Raw genomic sequence first — 20,605 nt, 5'->3', positions numbered from 1 at the left:
ACACATCATGACAGCTCCAAAAGCGCTAGGCCATATCCGCGTCCTCGACCTGAGCCGCGTGTTGGCGGGACCGTGGTGCTCGCAGAATCTGGCCGACCTCGGCGCCGACGTCATCAAGATCGAACGTCCCGGCAGCGGCGACGACACCCGCGCCTGGGGTCCACCCTACGCCAAGGACGCCGCTGGCCACGACACCACCGAAGCGGCCTACTACCTGGCCGCCAACCGCGGCAAGCGCTCGGTCACGATCGACATCGCCAGCGCCGACGGCCAGGCCCTGATCCGCGAGCTGGCCAGCCACTGCGACGTGGTGCTGGAGAACTTCAAGGTGGGCCAGCTCAAGCGCTACGGCCTCGACTATGAATCGCTGAAAGCCATCAAGCCCGACCTGGTCTACTGCTCAGTGACCGGCTTCGGCCAGGACGGCCCGTACGCGCACCGCGCCGGCTACGACTTCCTGATCCAGGGCATGGGCGGCCTGATGTCCGTCACCGGCGAGCGCGACGACCTGCCCGGCGGCGGCCCGCAGAAAGCCGGCGTGGCGCTGACCGACCTGATGACCGGCATGTACGCCACCATCGCCATCCTGGCCGCGCTGACCCACCGCGACCGCAGCGGCGAAGGCCAGTACATCGACATGGCGCTGCTGGACGTGCAGGTGGCGATGCTGGCCAACATGGGCAGCAACTACCTCAACAGCGGCAAGCCGCCCAAGCGCTGGGGCAACGCGCATCCGAACATCGTGCCGTACCAGACCTTCCAGTGCGCGGACGGCTACATCATCGTCGCCACCGGCAACGACGGCCAGTACCAGAAGTTCGTCGAAGTGGGCGGCCGCGCCGACCTCGCCATGCACGAGCGCTACGCCACCAACCCGCTGCGCGTGAAGCACCGCGACGAGCTGGTGCCGATCCTGGCGGACATGGTGCTGGCGCAGCCGCGCGACTTCTGGATCGAGAAACTGGAAGCGGTGGGCGTGCCGTGCGGCCCGATCAACAATCTCGACGATGTCTACAAAAACCCGCAGGTGCTGGCGCGCGAACTGGTGATGGAGGTGCCGCATCCCACCGCCGGCAGCACGAAGCTGGTGCGCAGCCCGATGAAGATGTCGCTGACGCCGACCGACAACGCGGTCGCCCCGCCGCTGCTGGGCCAGCACACCGACGAGATCCTGCGCGGCCTGCTGGGCCAAAGCGAGGACGACATCGCGGCGCTGCGCGCACAGGGGGTGCTGTGATGGACAAGCTGATCGCGGAACTGAAACGGCTGTACCTGCTCGTCGACCAGGAGTGCTTCCCTGCCGGCGCGCTGACGGCGGACATCCTGACGCAGCACCTGAGCGGCGAGAAGACCATCGCCATGAATCTGGTGTCGGACAACGGCCTGGTGCGCGCGCTGATCATCGACTTCAACCGCATGGGCGACGCGCCGGCGCTGCAGCACTGGGACCGTCTGTGCGGCGTGGCGAACGCGCTGCAGGATCAGCTGGGCCTGCCTGCGCCGGCGGTCAGCATCAGCGGTGGCGCGGGTTATTCGCTGTGGTTGTCGCTGGAGACGCCGGTGCCGCTGAACCAGGCGCAGCACTTCCTGCACCTGCTGCGCAGGACCTACTTCCCCGATATTCCGAACGAAGAGATCGGCCTGCGACCCGACACCTTGACCAGCACCACGGCCGAGTTGCCGCCGTGTTTGCATGTGGCCAGCAATACGTGGGCCGCGTTCATCAATCCCGGCATGGGCGCCTCGTTCGCCGATGAGATTGGATTGGAGATGATGCCGCCTTACGCCGCGCAAGCCGCGTTCCTGGAAGGGCTGCAAAGCATCAGCGACAAGCAATTCACGCAAGCGATCGCCACCTTGCATCCGCCGCAAGGCAAGGAGCGCCCGCACAAAGCGGCAGCACCCGCGACGCACGCCATCCCGGCCGGCTTGCTGTTGAAGGACGCGACGCTGGAAGACATCATCCACCACCTGCACGCCAAAAACATCGAGCCGACGTTCAGGCATGTGATACCGAAAGACTCATTCTCTTGAACGTTTCCGCTCCCCCTCGGAGCGGATCATCACGGGCCGGCGGCGAAGTCGGCCCGCCTCCGTGTCGTTAATTATTGATACGCAAATCCCGTTTAAGTTCCATGAGCTGTCCGTGCATATAGCTCACCGCGCCGCGCATGTGCGCGGACAGGTGCGGGACGTTGATGCATACCTGCCGAGCCCGCTCTGACAGCCGCTCCATGTCGTGCATCAGCTTGTGGATGCGCGGCTGGTCCTGCGACAGCAGCACCTCCTTCGCCGTATCCGAATGCCGGTCCAGACGCTGGACACTGTCGCGCAGTTCGCCAGGAACGTTGCGCTCGGCCGAGCAGGCCTGCGAAGCCTGTCCTATCGCTTGCTCCAATAAATGAAACCGATGCTCGATATCGTTCGCGTGCAGCATGATGTAGCCCTCCTCCGTTGATCAGGCACAGGCGTGCCAGTGCAGATTCGACAGTGGAGGCCGCCGCCAGTTTCAGCGGCGCGCGCGCAAAACCACAGCGCGCTGATGCAGATCAGCGCGTCGTCACATTTAGCCGCCGCAAACGGGCAGCGCCAGCGCCTGCAACACCTCGCCCTTGTCCGTTTGCACGAAGGCGCTGATGCCCAGCCTGCTTGCCACCGCGCCGGCAGGCAAGGCCAGCGTCCTGCTGACCACCGCGCCGCCCGACACCAGCGGCACCGGCGCCAGCCACTCGCGCACCACGAAGTCATGGCGCAGCAGACGCCCGCTGTTCTCGCCCGCCTTCACATGGCTCGCTACACCACTCTCGACCAGCGCGATGAACAGCTTGCCCTCGCGCGCCGACTTGGCCGTCACGCTGACCGCCAGCCCACCAGCGCCAGCAGCATCCAGAGCGATGCCGATATCTGCCTGCGCCGCTAAACCATTGGAGCGCTTGACCGCATCGACCACGCCACGCGGCCAGCCGCGCTGCTCCTTGCCGCCGACAAAAATCTCCGGCGTGTAGATCGTGCGCGAGCCGGCCAGGTCGCTCAGCCAGCGCTGGCGGTCGGTGAAGGTTTTGCTAGAAAAGGGATCCTTCCAGCCGATGTAGTTCCAGTAGTCGACATGCTCGGACAGCACCACGGCCTGCTGCGCAGTCACACCATCTGCGCGCAAGCCGCTAACGTATTGATCGGCAGGCGGACAACTGCTGCATCCCTCCGAGGTGTACAGCTCAAGCAAGGCGATGCGGTACGCCGGACTCTGCGCGCTGCAGCCCGCAGCCAATGCCGGCGGAATATTCAGCGAGGCCGCAGCGGCCAGGCTCAGGATGAGATGCTTCACGATGACTCCAGGGCGATGAGTGATGCACCTTGGTCGCGCCACCGCCGGCAAACTTACAGGCTTTGTAAGGACTTGTGACAAAACCAACAGATACTCATTTTGCAAGCTATTCTCCCGGCATGATCAGAAATCGACCACGCCACCTGCCGGGAATGCTCCTCACCGGGCTGCTGCATGTAGCGATCATCTACGCCTTCATGCAGCGCCAGCATCCCGCCGACGCACCGCGCGCGCCGCGCGAGGCGATGCAGTGGCTGCTGCCGCTGACGCAGCCGAGCGCCAAGAGCCAGCCCAAGCCAGCGGTCAAACCCACGCCGCAGCCCAACGCAGCGGCGGCGGCAACGACAGCAGCAAAAGCCACAGCGCCGAAAGCCATCACGCCGCTCAAGCCAGCCGACATCCCGCCCCCGCCCGCGACACCGGCGGAAACGCCAGAAATCCCACCGGCATCAGCATCCAGCCCTGCCGACGATCCGTTCGCGCAGGCTCCAACCGCGCCGCGCCCGCCAAGCGCCAGCGACATCCTGAACCAGGCCAGGCTGGACGTGAGAAAGATAGACAAGGAATTGCGCGCCGCCTACCCCGAGCGCACCCCGGCTGCGGCGCCGGACAGCAAGCAAGCCCGCCTGGAACGCGGCATCAACGCGGCTCACGAGGCCGTGCCGCCGAAGTGGTACCAACCCGCCAAGATCATCGAACTAAGCACGCCCGACGGCGAGAACAAAACCCGCACCTACAAGATTGTCACAGCCATCGCCACCTACTGCATCATCATCCACGCGGACGGCAAGAAGTCCTACACCAACTGCCCGAAGTGACTAACGCTCGGCCTGCGCCAGCGGCGGCAGGCTGCGCAAGCGCAGCGCCACCAGCATCGCCAGCATCAGCGCGCAGCCCAGCACCAGCACCACGCCAGGCCAACCGCCGCGTCCCCACATGACGCCGGTGGCCGAACCCACCACACTGGAACCGAGATAGTAGAAGAACAGGTACAAAGCCGAGGCCAGCGCCTTGTTGCTGGCGGCGCGCCGTCCCACCCAACTGCTGGCAATCGAGTGCGAGGCGAAGAAGCCGTAGGTGAACAACGCCATGCCCAGCACCAGCATCGGCATCCAATCGGACAAGGTCAGCAGCAAGCCCGTGATCATGATCGTCATCACCGCCCACAGCACGCGGCGGCGGCCATAGCGGTCGGCCAGGCGCCCGGCCCACACCGAGCCATAAATCCCCAGCAAATACATGAAGGACACCGCCCCCACCAGGCTCTGGCTCAGGTTGAACGGCGCGGCCAGCAAGCGGTAGGCGATGTAGTTGTACAGGCTGATGAAACTCCCCATCAGCAAAAAGGACAGCGAAAACAGCCAGGGCAAGCCCGCATCGGACAGATGCAATTTGAAGCCTGCCGGGAAAGTGCGCCACGCGCTGGACACCGGCACGAAATGCCGCGACGCCGGCAAGGACCGCCAGAACTCCCACGCCGCCAGCAGCCCGGCCACGCCCACCGCCGCCAGCGCCAGCCGCCACGAAAAGTGGTCGCTCAACACCGACGCGATCACCCGCCCCGACATGCCGCCGAACGCGCTGCCGCTGATGTACAGCCCCATCGACAAGCCCAGCGACGTCGGCTCCATCTCCTCGCCCAGGTAAGCCATGGCGATCGCCGGCATGCCGCCCAGCGCCACGCCCAGCATGGCGCGCATCGCCAGCAGCTGCGTGTAGTTCTGCGCGAACGCGCACAGGATGGTCAGCAGCGCCGAGATCACCATCGCCGCCACCATCAGCGGCTTGCGCCCCATGCGCTCCGACAGCGCGCTCGACGCCACCAGCGACACCGCCAGCGCCCCGGTCGACACCGACAGCACCATGCTGCTCTGCGCCGCGCTCAGCGCGAACTCATGCGACAACACCGGCATCAAGGGCTGTACGCTGTACAGCAACGCAAACGCCGAGAAGCCGCCGAAGAACAGTGCCCGGCTGCTGCGTTTGAATTCGGGACTGCCGGCGGCGATGTGCGGCACACTACGGCATGGCGCGGGAGTGGCAGGTAGTGCGGCGGCGCTCAACGACATGGTGACTATCTCTTCGGAGGTACGATGTCTTCATCTTAGGATTGCGCTGAATCACTGTCCAATATATATTTAATCCGTTACTCATACTTAAAAAAGATAATGGAACTCCGCCACCTGCGCTACTTCGTCGCCGTCGCCGAGGAGCTCAGCTTCACGCGCGCGGCCGAGCGTCTGCATATCGGCCAGCCGCCGCTGAGCCATCAGATCCAGATGCTGGAGGCCGAAGTGGGCGCGCAGCTGCTGGAGCGCAGCAAGCGCTGGGTGCGCCTGACCGAGGCGGGCAAGCTGTTCCTGGACGACGCGCGCCGCGTGCTGTCGCTGTCCGAGCAGGCGGTGCAGACCGCGCGCCGGGCCGAGCGCGGCGAGGCGGGCGAACTGCGCGTGGGCTTCACCTTCTCCACGCCGTTGACGCCGCTGTTCGCGACCGTGGTCAACCGCTACCGCCAGCGCTATCCGGGCGTGACGCTGACCTTGCGCGAGCTGTCGACGGTGCCGCAGATCGAGGCCATCGCCAACCGGGAACTGGATCTGGGACTGGTGCGCCCGCCCGAAGTGGCGGTGACCGACACGGTCAGCATGACGGTGCTGCGGCACGACCCGCTGACGCTGGTGCTGCCGATAGCCCATCCGCTGGCGAAGAAAAAGGCGGTCGCCATCGGCGACCTGCGGGGACTGCCGTTCGTGATGTATCCGAAGACGGCCGGCACCGGGATCTATCATCAGATTTTCCGGCTGTGCCGGGCTGTGGGCTTCATGCCGACCATCGCGATGGAGGCGAACGAAGCGTCGACCATCATCGGCCTGGTGGCGGCCGGCTGCGGCATCTCGGTGCTGCCGGCCTCGTTCAGCATCATGCGTATGGGCGGCGTGTGCTACCGCCCGCTGGCCGATCCGGAAGCCACCACCACGCTGCTGCTGGCGCAGCGCAAGGACGAGATCTCGCCGCTGGTGGCGGCCTTCCTCGCGGTGGCGACCGAGGCCGCCGCCGCTCAGTAGCAGCTTAGTTGTAGTCCGCGTCCAGCTCGGAGCCGGCGTAGTTCTCCAGCTCCGCGAACAAGGTCTTCATGGCCGTGCGGCCCTTGATGTTCTGGATCACCGTGCAGCTGTTGCGGTAGCTGGCGATCCGGTCCAGCAGCACCGGATGATGCTGCACCGGCACCTTGGCCACCAGCGCGGCCCAGCCTTCCTCATAGTCCGGCTTGGCCTTGCGCACCGCCTTGACGAAGCGCTCGAACTCCTTCTGCCCGGTGCGCGCCACCACGCGCCCGCCGCCCTCGATGGCGAAGATCACGGCCAGCGCGATCACGCCCTCGGCGTTGAGGTCGGTATCGCTGACCGGGCCTTCGCTGTTGTGGCGGCGCAGCCAGCCGGCCAGGCGCACCACGGCCTGCACATCCTTGCGCTGCTTGAGCATGACCTCGTAGCGCTCCAGGCCGTTCCAGTTTTCATTCGGATCGGTCTGGCACAGGTCGATGAACAGGTCGCGCAGACGCCGCGCCGCATACACCGGATCGGTATCGTACTCGCCGACCAGCGCATCCTCCGGCAAGGCTGACAGCTCCTTGATCAGCCGGAAGCCGATCTGGAACGCATGCTCGGCGCCGTGCTCGACCAGGAAGTCCAGCGCCGCGAGGTCGCCCTCGTGCATCAGCGCGTGGTCCAGCCCCAGCGACACGCCGCCCACCGTCAGCTGCATGGCCTTCTGGATGCCGTCGGCGGTGCGGTCGTTCGTGAACTTCTCGGCCACCATCGCGGTGATGCCGGTCAGTTCATCGGCCAATGCATAAGCGGCGTCATCGTCGGGATGGGTGGCCAGTTGCTGGATGGCGCGGGTCAGGCGCGGTAAATTTTCTACGACAATTGCTGGCAGCATGTATCAGGCACCCATCACGAGAAAATGCCGGTGCCCAGGCTGCGGCGCGAGCCGGGCTTGGCGGCGCTGCGCGTGGACGGAACCTGCTTGCGCAAGCGGTACAGCAGTTCCTTGGTCGAGCGCTGCAGGAAGGTCGGCTCGTCGTCCGGGTCGTCGCTGAACTCGGCGTCGGCCAGGTCGGCGCTGTGGCGGAACTCCGGGAACAGCTCGAACAGCGCGCGGTCCCAGCCGTCTTCCGACGCCTGCGCCAGCGCGATCGCCAGCGGAACCACGTCGTTGTCGGACGAGGTCTGGCCGGTCAGGTACGGGCCCTTGGAGATGATCTCGCCAGCCACTTCCAGGATTTCCTTCGGCGCCATCGAGAACAGGATCGCGAACGCGGTCGAGCCGTGGTCGGTGGCCGAGGCAGCCGCCAGCAGCTCGTGGCGGCGCTCCTCATCGTCGGTCGAGAACACCACGCCATGGATGTGCGCGAACAGCGATTCGGCGATGCGCTCCGGATCGTCCTCGATCAAATCGTCCGGCCAGGTCGCGGCGAAGAACGCCAGGCTGTCGGCCCAGGCCTTGGGCGGCACCAGCAAGGTCGCCAGCGACATCTTGCCGCCGTCGAAGCCGGCCATGTGCAGCGCCGTCACCTGCGGCGGAATGTTGTTGAGCACTTCCACCACCGCCAGGTCGCCGAACTGGTCGGCCGCCTCGGCGAAGGCTTGTTCGGCGTGGCTCAGCGAGCCGGCAAGCACCAGCTCGGTCACTTGCTTGCTCAACGCCGGCAGATTACTTTTTTCAGTCATGGTTAGTCTCCATCCTGATCGAACATCTGGGCGAAATCGTCGGTCGCCTGGTCTTCGTCGTCGACATCGTCGCCGTCGTCGTTGGCCGACAGCTGGTCCAGCGACTGGTCGTCGTCGTCCCACTTGCGCGGATTCTTGTACAGGAAGGCGGTGATGATGGCCTGGCGCGCCAGGTCCGGCAGGTTCTCCTGCAGCGCCGCGTACATGCGCGCCGCCTCCTCGCCCTTGCACGAGGCCATGGCGAACACGCGGCCGGCGTCGCCGAACTCGTAGTCTTCCGCCTCGGCCAGCAAGCCTTTCGGATTGTTGAACTCCAGGTGGTCGACCAGCGCGAAGGCCAGCATGTTGACATCCTCGATGCCGCCGCCGCTGGCGTATTCGGAAACCAGCGCGTCGATCATGCGCTGGTAGTTCTTGCGGTCGGGAGGGTCGCCCAGGATGCCCTCGATCTGGCCTTCGAGTTCGCGCGATTGATAGGCGAACTCAGGGTGTACTTTTCTAGACATTGCTTGCTTTCTTTTTCTGATGTGTGACCGGCTCAGGCCGGTGGCAGCACGGTGCCATGCAGGTTGAACACCGAACGCCACAACTGGTACGCTTCCGCTTCCGGGTCGATGATGATGCGGTGGTTCACGCTCTGGTTGTATTCCTCGCGCTTGACCGGGTCGGACAGGATTTCATAGGCCTTGGTGATGGCCTTGAAGCGCGCCTCCGCGCCGGGCGCCTGGTTGCGGTCCGGGTGGAAGCGCATCGCCAGCGAGCGGTACACCTTCTTGATCTCGTCGTCGGTGGCGTTAGGCGCGATACCCAGCGTGTTGTAATAATTTTCCATTTTGGAAACTCCGGGCCGTGATGCCGAAACAATTAAAGACGAATTATACCTGTGCCGGGTAGGCAAAATCCCGGCGCCCACGCCGCAACGCAGCATTTCCGCCGCCGTCATAGAGGGGATACGGTAAAATGCCCTTCACTCGAACTTTTGCAAAGCCAACTTTTCAGATGAGCAACGACAAAAACAGCCCAGCGCCCGTCCTGACCTCCAATTTCCTGCGCGCCATCGTCGAATCCGACCTGGCGGCCGGCACCCATGTCCGCGAAGGCATGCCGAGCGTGATCACCCGCTTCCCGCCGGAGCCGAACGGCTACCTGCACATCGGCCACGCCAAATCGATCTGCCTGAACTTCGGCCTGGCGCGCGACTACCAGGGCCGCTGCAACCTGCGCTTCGACGACACCAACCCGGCCAAGGAAGAGCAGGAATACGTCGACACCATCATCGACAGCGTCAAATGGCTGGGCTTTGACTACGACTACCCGGCCGCCAACGGCGCCGTCGAGCACCACCTGCACTACGCGTCGGACTACTTCGACCAGCTGTACGCGATGGCCGAGTACCTGATCGAAAAAGGCTACGCCTACGTCGACAGCCAGTCGGCCGATGATATGGCGGCCAACCGCGGCAATTTCAACACGCCGGGCAAGAACTCGCCGTTCCGCGACCGTCCGGCCGCCGAATCGCTGCAGATCTTCCGCGACATGAAGGCCGGCAAATACGCCGACGGCGAGCACATCCTGCGCGCCAAGACCAGCGAGGACGCGATGTCCTCGCCGAACATGAACCTGCGCGACCCGGCCATCTACCGCATCCGCCACGCCCATCACGTGCGCACCGGCGACGCCTGGTGCATCTACCCGATGTACGACTACACGCACCCGATCTCGGACGCGCTGGAAAACATCACCCATTCGATCTGCACGCTGGAGTTCCAGGACCACCGCCCGTTCTACGACTGGCTGCTGGCCACGCTGTCCGAGGGCGGCTTCTTCAAGCTGCCGGTGCCGCGCCAGTACGAGTTCTCGCGCCTGAACCTGACCTACGTGGTCACCAGCAAGCGCAAGCTGCGCCAGCTGGTGGAAGAGAACATCGTCGACGGCTGGGACGACCCGCGCATGCCGACCATCGTCGGCCTGCGCCGCCGCGGCTACACGCCGGAAGCGATCAAGCTGTTCTGCGAACGCATCGGCGTGACCAAGGCCGACGGCTGGATCGACATGAGCACGCTCGAGGGCTGCATCCGCGAGGACCTGGATCCGAAGGCGCCACGCGCCACCGCCGTGCTGCGTCCGTTGAAGCTGATCATCGACAACTACCCTGAAGGCCTGACCGAGGAATGCACCTCGCCGGTCCACCCGCACCACCCGGAAATGGGTGTGCGCACCTTCCCGATCACGCGCGAGCTGTGGATCGAGGAAGAGGACTTCATGGAAGTGCCGAGCAAGGGCTACTTCCGCTACTACCCGCCGATCGACGACAAGCCGGGCAGCCGGGTGCGCCTGCGCCACGGCTACGTGACCGAATGCACCGGCTACGACAAGGACGAGAACGGCAAAGTGGTGGCGGTGCACGTCAACTACTTCCCGGATTCGAAATCGGGCACGCCGGGCTCGGACAACTACAAGGTCAAGGGCAACATCCACTGGGTCTCCGCCGCCACCGCGCTGGAAGCCGAGGTGCGCCTGTACGACCGCCTGTTCACCGACGCCAACCCGGACGCCGGCGGCAAGGACTTCCTCGCGCTGCTGAACCCGAACGCCAAGGAAGTCGTCACCGCCTATCTGGAGCCGGGCATGAGCGCGGCCCAGCCGGACCAGCGCTTCCAGTTCGAGCGCCACGGCTACTTCGTCGCCGACCGCGTCGATTCCACGCCGGGCAAGCCGGTGTTCAACCGCATCGTCACGCTGAAGGACAGCTGGGTCGCCAAGTAAGCGCAACAGCCAAGACAAGCCACAAGGCCGGCGCCTTCCCCTCGGAGGCGCCGGCCTTTTGTTTGGGCGCGCAGCGGGCTGAACGTCCAGGACAAATAGCAAATTTATAAAATTACTTGACTAGCATCGCCAAAATTTCCTATATTCAGCCTACACCCCCGGTCCCAGGAGCTGCGTCAAGCAATCGATATGACAGCGTTACTTGCGCAAAAACAGTTGTTCTCGCCGACCAAGCCCGTCTGGTGGGCAGGCGTCCTGCTGTCGCTCGGGATCGGCGCGCTGTTCTACGTGCCGGTCTACAAGACCATCGAACACGACGCCGCCGCGCGCTTCACGCAGCAGGCGCGCAACGCCCAGTACAACATCACGTCGCGCATCAACGCCTACACCGACGTGCTGCGCGGCACCGCCAGCTTCTTCGACGCCAGCGACCATGTCACCCGCGCCAGCTTTCACCGCTACGTCGCCGGCCTGGATCTGGAGCGGCAATTTCCCGCGCTCGACAACGTCAACTTCACGCAATACGTGACGGCCGCCCAGCGACCCGCCTTCGAGCGCGAGGCGGCCCGCAGCGGCGACGGCCGGCCGGACGGCTACCCGAACTTCTCCATCAAGCCCCCGGGCCAGCGCGCCGAATACTCGGTGCTGACCATGATCGAGCCGGTGGCGCCCTTCCGCCACCGGCTCGGGATCGACATCAACGCCAGGGAGCAGGCGGCGCGCGCGATCGCGGCGGCGCGCGACACCGGCCAGCTGATCACCTCCGGCATGCCGATCGAAAACACCCGCGACGCCCAGGGCTGGGCGCTGGCGATGCGCCTGCCGCTGTACCGCAAGGACATGCCGCTGAACGACGTGGCGCAGCGGCGCGCCGCCTACATCGGCTCGGTGGGCATCGGCTTCAGCGTGCCGCGGCTGGTGCGCGCGGCCATGGACCAGATGCAGGTGCGCGACGTCCACCTGATGCTGTACGACGAGGGCAAGAACGCCGACGGCAGCAACGCGCCGCAAACGCTGCTGTACGACAACCGCGCCAGCGCCAAGGGCTCGCCGCGCGCGGGCGAGCACTTCACCATCGTGCTGCCGCTGGACTTCAACGGCCGCCAGTGGTCGGCCCATTTCAGCGCGCCCAAGTCGGTGTGGTACAGCCGCTTCGACGCCTTCCTGCCGTGGCTGTCGATGGCGTGCGGCTTCGTCGGCTCGCTGCTGTTCTACCTGCTGTTCCACACGCTGTCGTCATCGCGCCTGCGCGCCATCAAGATGGCCAAGGCCATGACCAAGGAATTGCGCGACAGCCAGGCCAAGCTGCAGCAGTCGCACCACAAGCTGCGCCAGCTGGCGGCCCACGCCGACCAGATCAAGGAACAGGAGCGCAAGCGCATCGCGCGGGAAATCCACGACGACCTGGGCCAGAACCTGCTGGTGCTGCGGATCGAGGCCGACCTGCTGGCCTCGCGCACCCGGCAGAACCACCCGCGCCTGCACGCACGCGCGCTCAGCACGCTCAAGCAGATCGACAGCACCATCAAGAGCGTGCGCCACATCATCAACGACCTGCGGCCGACCGTGCTGGACCTGGGCTTGAACGCGGCGGTGGAGTGGCAGATCGCGCAGTTCCGCCAGCGTACCGGCATGGTCTGCGAACTGATCGAGCACCAGAGCGACATCCGCATCGACGACCGCTGCGCCACCGCCTTCTTCCGCGTGCTGCAGGAATCGCTGAGCAATATCGTCCAGCACGCGCGCGCCAGCCTGGTGCGGGTGGAGCTGCGCCAGGCCGGCGGCATGCTCAGCATGACCATCAGCGACAACGGCGTCGGCCTGCGCGAAAGCAGCCGCAACAAGGTGGGCTCGTTCGGCCTGGTCGGCATCGAGGAACGCATCAGCCTGCTCGGCGGCCATTGCGCCATCACCGGCGGCCACAACGCCGGCACCACGGTGTTGATCTCGGTTCCGGTCGAGTACATCCCGCCCGCCGACGACGGCCTCCAGGCCGGCGTCCGCCACGCCGACACCGCCACCGCCACCGCCGCATGAAATGTCAGCGCTTTCCCAGTGCATTAGGATTTTCCCGACAAAAGCTTGATAAAAATCAAAGGGACAGCTTGCGCGCCGGATAAAAATCAAACCTTGTTCGATTTTTCAACCCGCTTCATCATCGCAAAGGAAACGCCAATGAATGTCATCAACGCACTGGACCTGGAACCAATCAAAGTCAAGCTGATGCACAAGGAGTCCGGCGAAGGCTGGTCGCTGGAACGCGCCAACGCCATCGAGACCGAATATCGCCGCTTTCTGTTCCTGATGAAGCAGTTCCCGAACGAGCAGACCGCGCCGCTGGTCGACGTCGACACCTTCTGGCACTACCACATCCTGGACACGATGAAATACGCGGTCGACTGCGACGCGGTGTTCGGTTACTTCCTGCACCACTTCCCGTACATCGGCCTGCGCGGCGAGGACGACCTGGAGGCGCACGAACGCCTGGGCAACCGGATGCAGGAACTGTATGAAGAGACGTTCGGCGAGTCCTATCTGCGCGGCGCGATGCACCAGGACGTGGCCTACTCGGCCGCGCCTGGCGCGACGGCTTACTCGGCCGCGCCGGGCGTTGCCGCCAACACCGCGTACTCCGCCGCTCCGGGCGTTGCCGCGAAGACCGCCTACTCGGCCGCCCCTGGCGTTGCCGCCAAGACCGCCTACTCGGCCGCCCCGGGCGTTGCCGCCAAGACCGCCTACTCGGCCGCGCCCGGCGTCGCCGCGAAGACCGCCTACTCCGCCGCGCCCGGCGTCGCCGCGAAGACCGCGTACTCGGCTGCTCCCGGCGTCGCCGCCAAGACCGCCTACTCGGCAGCGCCTGGCGTGGCCGCCAACACCGCGTACTCGGCCGCCCCTGGCGTCAGCGCCAAGACCGCCTACTCGGCAGCACCGGGCGTAACGGCTTACTCGGCAGCTCCCGGCAAGGTCGCGGAAGGCCTGCAGACGGCGGCCGACGCCAACGCCATCATCGAGCAGGCCCGCATCGCCAGCTTCTACAGCGACCGTCCACGCCTGACCCCGTCGGCCTGACCGCCGGCATTGGCGTCACGCACCGCAAAGCAAACAGGCGGGCTGCTCAAATAAGTGGCATACTCTGGGGATATTTATGGATGATGGGAGATCATCATGGCTGTCAATACCGTAGCTTCCAGTACTGCCGCCGTACAAGCGACGCCGCCCCGCCAGCCTGAGCCGGTGAAGGTGGCGGACAAACCCGCCGAACGCGTTACGCCGCCGGCTCCGCCGGCGCCGCCGCAAGTGGCTGCCGCACCGACCGTCAACACCAGCGGCCAGCGCATCGGCACCACCATCAGCACCTCGGCCTGATCTTCAGCCGAGACCCGCCCCATAAGACAACGGCGCGTAACCGAGAGGTCCGCGCCGTTTTCTTCGTGGCGATCAGGCCGCCATCAGTTCGCGCAACTCGCGAATGCTGAAATCGCTGATCTCGTGCATGCGGATCAGGATGGTCGCGCCGATAGGCAGCGTGTTGTGACGGATCTTGCTGATGACCGGTGGCGCTACTTCCAGCGCGCGCGACAGGGCCGCATCGTTTTTCAGTTGCAGCTTTTCGATGATGGCGTCCAGCACGCGGTTCGGGTTGTAGGTCGGCGATGCGGTGATTTCTTTGATAGACATAATGTTTTTCAGTAGGTTCTGGCCGTCTTTGATAAAAAACGACACATGGGTAAAAAAAATTTTTAGCTCTATTACCAATGAAGCACTACAAAACACAGACATTTATGCCGGTTTTTAGTGCTTAGCCGAGATAATACACGTTTACGTTAACGAACGGCTAACTCATCAGACATTTCTGTGAGATTTAGAGAGATTCTACCCCTATTTCTTGTGCTAGGAAGAGATTTGTTACAAGAAAAGGTATAAATATTGGTAAAGTCAGTTGGAACGGCTGATGCCGGCGGCGCGGAAACACCATTCAACAGCCATCAAAGCGGCCAGTTGGGCGATCGTGCCAGGGAGGAGGATGGAGGACGATGCGGGAAAACTGTTGTTGTACGAGCAATAGTGCCAGCCTAGCTGGCGGCGGATCTCGTCGGGAGTGGGCGGAGGGCGGCGGTCGCATTCTCGCTGGTGCATGTAGGCACGGACCTGCTCCTTGCTAGGATGGGAAGTGGCTGTCATACGCATGGCTCCTTCGTGGGATAGCTAACAATATCGTATCATGTGCGGACTTGATTGATATGGCTCATACAAATTGCGTTGCCATTTTGGCACAAACACCCCGGAAGTGGCTTGCATAAGTGCAAGTTTCGCCCCGTCTTTACTTGCTTTTACACATACCCATGACCTACGAAGAATTCCTCGACGAAGTAACCACCCTGCTCCACGAGATCTATGACCTCGACGACGCCGCCGCCATCAAGCTGGTGGTCGACGCCCAGGACGCCGAATATTTCGTCACCCACGACGACGTGCCGGAAATGCGCACGCCGGAGCAGGCCCGCAAGGACGCCGTCGCCCTGTACGAAGCCAAGCAGAACAAGGTGCAGACCCAGAAGAAGCAGCAACAGCGCGTGCAGCAGAAGAAGCGTCCGCCGCGCGCCTGATCACCCCTCCAGCAGTTGCGCCACCGTGGCGTAGCGCAAGCGCACGCCCAGTTCGCGCTTGATGCGCCCGTTGCTCAGGCGCCGCGATTCCGACATGAACGACAGCAAGGCCGGCGTCACCACCTGCCGCAGCTCCGCACGCGGCAGGCGCGGCGGGCGCGGCAGCCGGTGGGCGTCCGCCACCGCGTCGAAATACGCCGCCATTTTCATGTCGCTGTCGTCCACAGCGTGATACACGCGGTTGGGCAAGCCGCGGAACAGCGCGCGGGCGATGATGGCGGCCAGGTCGTCCGCGTGGATGTGGTTGGTGTACACATCATCCTCTTCGACCAGCGCCGGCGTGCCGGCCTGCAGGCGCTTCAGCGGCAGGCGGTCGGCGGCATAGATGCCCGGCACCCGCAGGATGGACAAATGGCCGCCGGCGCGGCACGCCCAGCCGCGCAGCACCTGCTCGGCGTCCACCCGGCGCACGGCGCGGGCGTTGCTCGGCGCCACCGGACGGCTCTCATCAAACAACAACCCGCCACAATCGCCGTAGACGCCAGTGGTGCTGACATAAACCAGACGGGCATGCTCAGGTAAAATGGCGGTGAGATTGCGCGTGCGGCGGTCCAGCGCGCCCTCGGCGGGCGGCGGCGCCAGGTGCACGACGCGGCTGGCCAGGCCGGCCAGGCGCCGCAACGTGGCGGGCTGGTCCAGGTCGACCACCAGCGGCACCGCGCCCAGCGCACGCAATTCGGCGCAACGCGACGGCTGGCTGGTGGTGGCGAACACGCGGAAATACGGGCGCAGCAGCGGCAACAGGCGCATGCCGACGTCGCCGCAGCCCACGATCAATAGGCGCGGCAACTTGAATTTTTGAATAGTAAGTTTTTTCATTTGAAGGATTGTATGACGTTTCAAATCACTGTACAGCCTAGCGGCCATCAATTCAGCTGTGAGGAAGACGAAACCGTGCTGGCCGCGGCCATGCGCGCCGGCGTCGGCCTGCCCTACGGCTGCAAGAATGGCGCCTGCAGTTCCTGCAAGGGCAAAGTACTGTCCGGCTCGGTCACGCACAAGGCCCACCAGGAACGCGCGCTGACCAAGGACGAGGAAGCGGCCGGCTATTCGCTGTTCTGCTGCGCCACCGCGCAGCAAGACCTGGTGATCGAGGTGCGCGAAGTGGCCGGCAGCGACGATTATCCGATCCGCAAGATGCCGTCGCGCGTGGCGACCTTGGAAAAACTGGCGCCGGACGTGGTCGTGATGACGCTGCAACTGCCGGCCAACGAGACGCTCAAATTCCGCGCCGGCCAATACATCGAATTCATGCTGCGCGACGGCAAGCGCCGCAGCTACAGCCTGGCCTCGCCGCCGGACCAGGACCAGCCGCTGAGCCTGCACATCCGCCACCTGCCGGGCGGCCTGTTCACCGACCAGGTGTTCAGCACCATGAAGGAACGCGACATCCTGCGCTTCGAAGGCCCGATGGGCACCTTCTTCGTGCGCGAGGACAGCGACAAGCCGATGGTGCTGCTGGCCTCCGGCACCGGCTTCGCGCCGATCAAGGCCATCATCGAGCACCTGCGCGCGCAGGGTTCGGCCCGTCCGATGACCCTGTACTGGGGCGGCCGCCGCCCGCAAGACCTGTACATGGACGCGCTGTGCCGCCAGTGGGAAGCGATCCTGCCGAACTTCAAGTATGTGCCGGTGATCTCGTCGGCGCAGCCGGAAGACCACTGGAGCGGCCGCACCGGCTTCGTGCACGCGGCCGTCATGGCCGACCTGCCCGACCTGTCCGGCCACCAGGTGTATGCCTGCGGCGCGCCCATCATGGTGGAATCGGCCAAGCGCGATTTTGTCGCCCAGTGTCATTTGCCGGAAGACGAATTCTACGCCGACGCCTTCACCACCGAAGCCGACATCCACCAGCCCTGAACCTCCCCACCGGGAGCGGACCAAGGGGCGGAGCCCCCGGCTCCGCTCCTTGAAAGCGACAATGTCCGACAGCACCGCACCTTCCTCCAACGGCTTCGGCGTCCTGCGCCACCGTAACTTCTCGCTCTACCTCACCGCCCGCACCCTGGCCACCCTGGCCGTCCAGATGCAGAACGTCGCCATCGGCTGGCAGGTGTACGCGCTGACCCACAACCTGTTCGACCTCGGCCTGATCGGCCTGGCGCAGTTCGCGCCCTTCCTGCTGCTGATCCTGATCGCCGGCCACGCCGCCGACCGCTACAACCGCCGCCTGCTGATCGCGCTGGCGATGGGCGCGCAGCTGCTGTGCGGCCTGGCGCTGCTGGCCTTCACGGTCGTGGGCCTGAGCGCGGTGTGGCCGGTGTTCGCCGTGCTGGTGCTGTTCGGCAGCGCGCGCGCCTTCATGGGGCCGGCCACGCAAGCCATGCTGGTCAACCTGGTGCCGCCCGAGCGCTTCAGCCAGGCCGTGGCGCTGAGCTCGTCGAGCTTCCATGTCGCCGTCATCCTCGGCCCCACGCTGGGCGGCCTGTTTTACCTGGCCGGGCCGAAAACGGTTTATATGATTTCCTCGGCGCTGCTGCTGGCGGCGGTAATCCTGATGTGCCTGGTCAAATCGGTCAAGCAGCCCAGCAACCGCGAGCCCGCCACCTGGCACACGGTGCTGGAGGGCTTGCGCTTCGTGTGGTCCAAGCCGGTGGTGCTGGGCGCGATCTCGCTCGACCTGTTCGCCGTGCTGTTCGGCGGCGCCACCGCGCTGCTGCCGGCGCTGGCGCACGACGTGCTGCACATCGGCCCGACCGGCCTCGGCCTGCTGCGCACCGCGCCCGGCGCCGGCGCCGCCGTGTGCTCGATCGCGCTGGCGTTCTACCCGATCACGCGCCGGGTCGGCCTGTGGATGCTGGGCGGCGTGGCCGTGTTCGGCGCCGGCACGCTGGTGCTGGGCGCCACCTCCACCTTCCTGGTCGCGCTGACCGCGCTGTTCGTGATGGGCGCCGGCGACATGATCAGCGTCTACGTGCGCCATCTGCTGGTGCAGTACGAAACGCCGGACGCGATCCGCGGGCGCGTGAGCGCGGTCAACTCGGTCTTCATCGGCGCCTCGAACGAGCTGGGCGAATTCGAATCGGGCCTGACCGCCGGCTGGATGGGCCTGACCCGTGCCGTGCTGTTCGGCGGCGCCGCCACGCTGGCCGTGACCGGCATCTGGGCCGTGCTGTTCCCCGTCCTGTCGCGCATGGACCGCTTCCCCCACGAGGAAAAATCATGACACTCCGCATACGCCTGCCGGGCATCATCCACAGCCGTCCGCACCTGAGCCTGGCGATCGCGCTGGGCGCCATCGCCGGACCGCTGCTGCCGGACGCCTGGCCGCTGGTGGCGCGCCTGCTGACGGCGTGGAATATCACCGTCTGGACCTACCTGCTGTCGATGGGATGGATGATGGCCCGCGCCGACCAGCACGACATCCGCCGCGCCGCCTGCCGCCAGGATGAAAAGGGACCGGTGATCCTTGCCATGCTGTCGCTGGTGATCATGATCAGCTTGGTGGCCATCGTCTCGCAGTTGTCCACGCTGAAGGACTCGCCGCCGGCCGACATGGTCTACCACTACGGCTTCGTGGTGCTGACGCTGACCGGGTCATGGTTCATGATCGGCACCATGTTCTGCTCGCACTACGCGCATCTGTACTACATCAAGAATGACGGCGAAAAACCCCTGCATTTCCCCGACCAGGAATTGACGCCGAACTACTGGGACTTCCTGTATTTTTCGTTCACCATTTCGGTGGCGGTGCAGACCTCGGACGTGGCCGTGTGCGGCCGCGCCATGCGCCAGGTGGTGCTGGCGCAGTCGGTGCTGTGCTTCTTCTACAACCTGGCCATCCTCGGACTGTCGATCAATATTGCCGCTTCGCTCATCAATGGTTAGCGACTTAACGCGAACCTAAGCAGAAAAGGAGTAATATTGTTTTGCAGTTCAACAAACAGGAGCAAGCGTATGCAAATCAATATCAATGCCGACAAAACCATCGACCGCCATGCCGGTCTGGATGAACATGTACAAACGGTCGTGAGCAATGCCCTCCACCGCTTCGGCGAACAAATCACCCGCGTCGAAGTGCACCTGAGCGACAACCTGGTTCAGAAATCGGCCGACGGCGACAACCGCTGCCTGATGGAAGCCCGCGTCACCGGGTATCAACCGATCGCCGTCAGCGATCACGCCGCCACGCTGCACCAAGCGATCGCCGGCTCGGCCGATAAACTCAAGCGCGCCATCGACAGCGCCCTGGGCCGCCTGCATGACAAGGACAAGCGTCACGCCAACGGCGCCGTGCCGGTCGAGGCCGACGCGGAAGACACCGAATAATTCACATGGGGGCGGGAGCTAGCGCCGTGCCAGCTCCCGCAAGTACTTCAGTCCCTGCAGCGCCCGGCTGCCATACCACGACATCATCTCCCCATCGACCAGCAACACCGGCTTGCCGATCTGTTTTTCCAGCGCGTCCGCGTGCGCTTCCGTGAAGCGGTACGGTTCGCTCGACAGCAACACCCCATCCACCCCAGCCAGCAATTCCGCCGACCACTCGAAGCGCGGATAACGCACCTCGCCCAGGTCCGGCACGCTCCAGCCGATTTCCTCCAGCATGCGCGCGATGTAGGTGTCGCGCGAGATCGTCATCCACGGGTCTTGCCAGATGCAGTACAACATGGTCTGCGGGCTACCCGGCGGCATCGCGCGCAGCAGGGCATACTCCGCCTCGAACGCGGCGCACCAGTCGGCGGCGGCCTGCTCGCGGCAGAACACCCCGCCCATCAGGCGCGCCAGCTCCAGGTTGTCGCGCGGACGCAGCGGATGGGTGACGACAATGTTGGGAATAAACTCAGCCAACAGCTCGACGGTCGGCTTCTCGTTCTCGTCGATATTGACCACCAGATGGGTCGGCGCCAGCTTGCGGATCTTGTCGATATTCACATCCTTGGTGCCGCCGACCTTGGGGATGGTCCGCACCACATCGGCCGGATGGATGCAGAAACCGGTGCGCCCCACCAGCTGCGCGGCCAGTCCCAGGTCGCACAGCAGCTCGGTAATCGACGGCACCAGCGAGACGATGCGCGCGTCCGGATCGGCCCGGTGTGTGGTGCCGACCGCGTCGGTATAGTCCATATTGTCATCCAGAGTAAGCAAAGCGACATTGAAGCATCCGCGGATAC

General features: G+C 64.8%; 24 protein-coding genes. 13 read left to right on the top strand and 11 right to left on the bottom strand.

Going from position 1 to position 20,605, the window contains the following annotated elements:
• Window positions 1-7: 7 nt before the first annotated feature.
• Both ACUJB0_RS12285 and ACUJB0_RS12280 read left to right on the top strand, forming a co-directional pair.
• Window positions 8-1,237, top strand: a complete 1,230-nt coding sequence (locus tag ACUJB0_RS12285) for a CaiB/BaiF CoA transferase family protein (RefSeq protein WP_444845470.1) — start codon at window positions 8-10, stop codon at window positions 1,235-1,237.
• Window positions 1,237-2,034, top strand: a complete 798-nt coding sequence (locus ACUJB0_RS12280; RefSeq protein WP_444845469.1) for a hypothetical protein — start codon at window positions 1,237-1,239, stop codon at window positions 2,032-2,034. The genes ACUJB0_RS12285 and ACUJB0_RS12280 overlap by 1 nt, the downstream gene beginning before the upstream one ends.
• Window positions 2,035-2,101: 67 nt before the next feature.
• On the opposite strand, the gene ACUJB0_RS12275 is transcribed toward ACUJB0_RS12280, so the two are convergent.
• Both ACUJB0_RS12275 and ACUJB0_RS12270 read right to left on the bottom strand, forming a co-directional pair.
• Window positions 2,102-2,437 carry a hypothetical protein gene (locus ACUJB0_RS12275; RefSeq protein ID WP_444845468.1) on the bottom strand — a complete coding sequence of 112 codons (336 nt, stop codon included), beginning with the start codon at window positions 2,435-2,437 and terminating at the stop codon, window positions 2,102-2,104.
• A 129-nt stretch (window positions 2,438-2,566) separates the two neighbouring features.
• Window positions 2,567-3,325, bottom strand: a complete 759-nt coding sequence (locus ACUJB0_RS12270) for a DUF1223 domain-containing protein (RefSeq protein ID WP_444845467.1) — start codon at window positions 3,323-3,325, stop codon at window positions 2,567-2,569.
• 119 nt (window positions 3,326-3,444) lie between these two features.
• On the opposite strand from ACUJB0_RS12270, the gene ACUJB0_RS12265 reads away from it, so the two are divergent.
• Window positions 3,445-4,143, top strand: a complete 699-nt coding sequence (locus ACUJB0_RS12265; protein ID WP_444845466.1) for a hypothetical protein — start codon at window positions 3,445-3,447, stop codon at window positions 4,141-4,143.
• Here ACUJB0_RS12265 and ACUJB0_RS12260 read toward each other — a convergent pair whose 3' ends face one another.
• Window positions 4,144-5,394, bottom strand: a complete 1,251-nt coding sequence (locus ACUJB0_RS12260) for an MFS transporter (protein ID WP_444845465.1) — start codon at window positions 5,392-5,394, stop codon at window positions 4,144-4,146.
• A gap of 99 nt (window positions 5,395-5,493) precedes the next feature.
• Here ACUJB0_RS12260 and ACUJB0_RS12255 point away from each other — a divergent pair, with 99 nt between their 5' ends.
• On the top strand, window positions 5,494-6,390 hold the full coding sequence (locus ACUJB0_RS12255) for a LysR substrate-binding domain-containing protein (RefSeq protein ID WP_444845464.1): 897 nt from the start codon (window positions 5,494-5,496) through the stop codon (window positions 6,388-6,390).
• A 4-nt stretch (window positions 6,391-6,394) separates the two neighbouring features.
• Here the strand turns inward: ACUJB0_RS12255 and ACUJB0_RS12250 are convergent, their stop codons facing one another.
• Genes ACUJB0_RS12250 through ACUJB0_RS12235 form a run of 4 tightly spaced genes read right to left on the bottom strand, consistent with a single transcriptional unit; the run spans window position 6,395 to window position 8,890 of the window.
• The gene (locus tag ACUJB0_RS12250) at window positions 6,395-7,267 is read right to left on the bottom strand and encodes a hypothetical protein (RefSeq protein ID WP_444845463.1); all 873 of its coding nucleotides are present in this window, start codon (window positions 7,265-7,267) and stop codon (window positions 6,395-6,397) included.
• A gap of 14 nt (window positions 7,268-7,281) precedes the next feature.
• The gene (locus tag ACUJB0_RS12245) at window positions 7,282-8,058 is read right to left on the bottom strand and encodes a hypothetical protein (RefSeq protein WP_008445963.1); all 777 of its coding nucleotides are present in this window, start codon (window positions 8,056-8,058) and stop codon (window positions 7,282-7,284) included.
• Between the two features lie 2 nt (window positions 8,059-8,060).
• Window positions 8,061-8,564 (bottom strand): hypothetical protein, encoded by a 504-nt coding sequence (locus ACUJB0_RS12240; protein ID WP_444845462.1) that lies wholly within the window; start codon window positions 8,562-8,564, stop codon window positions 8,061-8,063.
• A 32-nt stretch (window positions 8,565-8,596) separates the two neighbouring features.
• Window positions 8,597-8,890: a DnaJ domain-containing protein gene (locus tag ACUJB0_RS12235; RefSeq protein WP_117015446.1), complete on the bottom strand. Its 294-nt coding sequence runs from the start codon at window positions 8,888-8,890 to the stop codon at window positions 8,597-8,599.
• Between the two features lie 167 nt (window positions 8,891-9,057).
• Here ACUJB0_RS12235 and ACUJB0_RS12230 point away from each other — a divergent pair, with 167 nt between their 5' ends.
• The 4 genes from ACUJB0_RS12230 (at window position 9,058) to ACUJB0_RS12215 (ending at window position 14,190) form a co-directional block, all read left to right on the top strand.
• On the top strand, window positions 9,058-10,824 hold the full coding sequence (locus ACUJB0_RS12230; RefSeq protein ID WP_444845461.1) for a glutamine--tRNA ligase/YqeY domain fusion protein: 1,767 nt from the start codon (window positions 9,058-9,060) through the stop codon (window positions 10,822-10,824).
• A gap of 189 nt (window positions 10,825-11,013) precedes the next feature.
• Window positions 11,014-12,861 (top strand): CHASE domain-containing protein, encoded by a 1,848-nt coding sequence (locus ACUJB0_RS12225; RefSeq protein ID WP_444845460.1) that lies wholly within the window; start codon window positions 11,014-11,016, stop codon window positions 12,859-12,861.
• A gap of 138 nt (window positions 12,862-12,999) precedes the next feature.
• The gene (locus ACUJB0_RS12220) at window positions 13,000-13,893 is read left to right on the top strand and encodes a glycine-rich domain-containing protein (RefSeq protein WP_444845459.1); all 894 of its coding nucleotides are present in this window, start codon (window positions 13,000-13,002) and stop codon (window positions 13,891-13,893) included.
• 96 nt (window positions 13,894-13,989) lie between these two features.
• Complete coding sequence (locus ACUJB0_RS12215) at window positions 13,990-14,190, top strand: hypothetical protein (protein WP_161084488.1); 201 nt, start codon at window positions 13,990-13,992, stop codon at window positions 14,188-14,190.
• A gap of 72 nt (window positions 14,191-14,262) precedes the next feature.
• On the opposite strand, the gene ACUJB0_RS12210 is transcribed toward ACUJB0_RS12215, so the two are convergent.
• Window positions 14,263-14,502 (bottom strand): hypothetical protein, encoded by a 240-nt coding sequence (locus tag ACUJB0_RS12210; RefSeq protein WP_008445950.1) that lies wholly within the window; start codon window positions 14,500-14,502, stop codon window positions 14,263-14,265.
• A gap of 258 nt (window positions 14,503-14,760) precedes the next feature.
• Window positions 14,761-15,006: a hypothetical protein gene (locus tag ACUJB0_RS12205; protein WP_444845458.1), complete on the bottom strand. Its 246-nt coding sequence runs from the start codon at window positions 15,004-15,006 to the stop codon at window positions 14,761-14,763.
• Window positions 15,007-15,167: 161 nt separating this feature from the next.
• Between ACUJB0_RS12205 and ACUJB0_RS12200 the strand changes: the two genes are divergently transcribed.
• Window positions 15,168-15,431, top strand: coding sequence for a hypothetical protein (locus ACUJB0_RS12200; protein WP_161092006.1), 264 nt, complete (start codon window positions 15,168-15,170; stop codon window positions 15,429-15,431).
• Here the strand turns inward: ACUJB0_RS12200 and ACUJB0_RS12195 are convergent, their stop codons facing one another.
• Window positions 15,432-16,310 (bottom strand): Rossmann-fold NAD(P)-binding domain-containing protein, encoded by an 879-nt coding sequence (locus ACUJB0_RS12195; RefSeq protein ID WP_444845457.1) that lies wholly within the window; start codon window positions 16,308-16,310, stop codon window positions 15,432-15,434.
• Window positions 16,311-16,322: 12 nt separating this feature from the next.
• Between ACUJB0_RS12195 and ACUJB0_RS12190 the strand changes: the two genes are divergently transcribed.
• The 4 genes from ACUJB0_RS12190 (at window position 16,323) to ACUJB0_RS12175 (ending at window position 19,760) form a co-directional block, all read left to right on the top strand.
• Window positions 16,323-17,351, top strand: coding sequence for a CDP-6-deoxy-delta-3,4-glucoseen reductase (locus ACUJB0_RS12190; protein WP_444845456.1), 1,029 nt, complete (start codon window positions 16,323-16,325; stop codon window positions 17,349-17,351).
• A gap of 61 nt (window positions 17,352-17,412) precedes the next feature.
• Window positions 17,413-18,657 (top strand): MFS transporter, encoded by a 1,245-nt coding sequence (locus ACUJB0_RS12185; protein WP_444845455.1) that lies wholly within the window; start codon window positions 17,413-17,415, stop codon window positions 18,655-18,657.
• Entirely contained in the window at window positions 18,654-19,319 is a 666-nt protein-coding gene (locus ACUJB0_RS12180) for a DUF1345 domain-containing protein (RefSeq protein WP_444845454.1), read from the top strand. The genes ACUJB0_RS12185 and ACUJB0_RS12180 overlap by 4 nt, the downstream gene beginning before the upstream one ends.
• 69 nt (window positions 19,320-19,388) lie before the next feature.
• Complete coding sequence (locus ACUJB0_RS12175) at window positions 19,389-19,760, top strand: HPF/RaiA family ribosome-associated protein (RefSeq protein ID WP_444845453.1); 372 nt, start codon at window positions 19,389-19,391, stop codon at window positions 19,758-19,760.
• A gap of 18 nt (window positions 19,761-19,778) precedes the next feature.
• On the opposite strand, the gene ACUJB0_RS12170 is transcribed toward ACUJB0_RS12175, so the two are convergent.
• Window positions 19,779-20,558 (bottom strand): helical backbone metal receptor, encoded by a 780-nt coding sequence (locus ACUJB0_RS12170; RefSeq protein WP_444845452.1) that lies wholly within the window; start codon window positions 20,556-20,558, stop codon window positions 19,779-19,781.
• Window positions 20,559-20,605 lie beyond the last annotated feature (47 nt).

The sequence above is a fragment of the Duganella caerulea genome (assembly GCF_040362985.1).
GTDB classification, from domain to species: Bacteria; Pseudomonadota; Gammaproteobacteria; order Burkholderiales; family Burkholderiaceae_D; genus Rugamonas; species Rugamonas vulcania.
This window is presented reverse-complemented; position numbering and strand designations above follow the sequence as displayed.